Below are 1,012 nucleotides of genomic sequence, written 5' to 3'. Positions count from 1 at the left end.
CTCATACACTTACCCGCCGCCACTTTGGGCTCTCCGCCGACAGATGGCTGAAAGCTCTCAAATCCCGGCGACAGAATCAGTCCGCGCCTTGTTAGAGTCAACTAAATTAAGCGTTCGTTAACCATGATTCTTGAGATCTGGTTAACCTAACACCTTGAATCGGGAGGGGAATAACCGCGACCGACGCAGCCCAGAAATGACGAGCCGGCAAAGTTTTCTTGTGTCGGAAGTTCGCTGTGGGGTCGAGGCTTTCCGGTCGCGATCAGGCTCGAGAGCAGCGTTAACCATGTTGTGAAAGACAGGGTTAAGCAACCGTTAATTGCGCTTGACTCCTGGCCGCGACCGGCTCTTAAATTAGCCTGGGATGATATATCGGGATATTGGCGCGAATTTGTGAGTATCGCGGCGAACCTTCTCTCTATAGCGCGTCTATGTCGGCGCCTGAGAGATAGATAATCGTTTGGTGGGCTCTGTGCGAAGGTTCGCACACCCGCCTATGGTCGCTCAGAAATCCCGCGGATTCCACCAGTATTGCCGATCGGTTGGGTAGTCGTGTCGATCAAGCATCGGCGCGCACGGGCGAGGCTTCAACTTCCGCAGGATGTTGAAGCTATGGGAGTATAAAACATGAAACACACCACAGCAAACGCACTTGCGATCGCGCTTGTATTGGGCGCAAGCGCCGCGTTCCCCACTGCGGGAAGCGCCGGCTCCGTGGCCACGACCGACCCCGTTCAGACGAGCAGCGCCGCGTCGGCGTTCGGATCCTATGATCCCTACGGTGACTTCAGCGCCGACAAGAGCGCCAGCATCGAAGAGTTGTTCCTGCCCTGGGAAGACGTCGACCTGGCGAGCCTTCCCCTGGCCGACGCCTATGCCCTTCAGCGAAACCGATCGCTGTTGATCACCATCGAGCCGTGGACCTGGTCGAAGGACTGGCGCATCACTCCGACCGAACTGCGCAACGGCATATTGAGCGGCAAGTATGACGCCAACATGCAGGCAATCTGCC

1 pseudogene is annotated in these 1,012 nt (G+C 56.8%); it reads left to right on the top strand.

The annotated features are described in order from the left end of the window. Positions 1-627 precede the first annotated feature (627 nt). Positions 628-1,012: pseudogene (locus ACXJ7R_RS34185) on the top strand (beta-mannosidase); the annotation flags it as partial.

This window comes from Mesorhizobium sp. P5_C1, assembly GCF_054049815.1.
This window is presented reverse-complemented; position numbering and strand designations above follow the sequence as displayed.